The sequence below is a fragment of the Mesorhizobium sp. M4A.F.Ca.ET.050.02.1.1 genome (genome assembly GCF_003997725.1).
GTDB lineage: Bacteria > Pseudomonadota > Alphaproteobacteria > Rhizobiales > Rhizobiaceae > Mesorhizobium.
This window is the reverse complement of sequence record NZ_RZSG01001564.1, coordinates 1-387: the sequence shown is the minus strand read 5'-3', so window position 1 is coordinate 387 and position 387 is coordinate 1. Positions and strand designations below refer to the sequence as shown.

The 387-nt window shown below is 65.9% G+C and carries 1 protein-coding gene; it reads right to left on the bottom strand.

Going from position 1 to position 387, the window contains the following annotated elements; translation table 11 throughout:
- Nucleotides 1-2: 2 nt before the first annotated feature.
- Nucleotides 3-387, bottom strand: a 385-nt coding sequence (locus EOA33_RS38645) for an ABC transporter permease subunit (protein WP_127407883.1), incomplete at its 5' end; no start/stop codon positions are given.

Genomic DNA, 387 nt, shown 5'->3' with positions numbered 1-387 from the left:
CTCTACGGCGCTGCGCGCCTGGTCACCACGCTCCTCACCGCAAGCACCAGCACGGTGATGATGATCAGGATCACCGAGAGCGCGGCGATCGCCGGATCGATGTTGTCGCGCAGTCCCATCCACATCAGGCGAGGCAGCGTGATCGCGTTGACCGAGGTGATGAACAGCGTCACGCCGATCTCCTCCCAGGACAGCACGAAGGAGAGCAGCGCGGCGGTGACGATGCCGAACTTGATGTTGGGCATGATGATACGCGTCGCGCGCTCCCACACGCTGGCGCCGAGGCCGCGCGCGGCGAGGTCGATGCGGCGGTCGAGCTGGCTGAGCGAGACCAGAATCAGCACCGTCGCGAAGGGCACCGTCATCACCGAATGCGCCATCGCGACG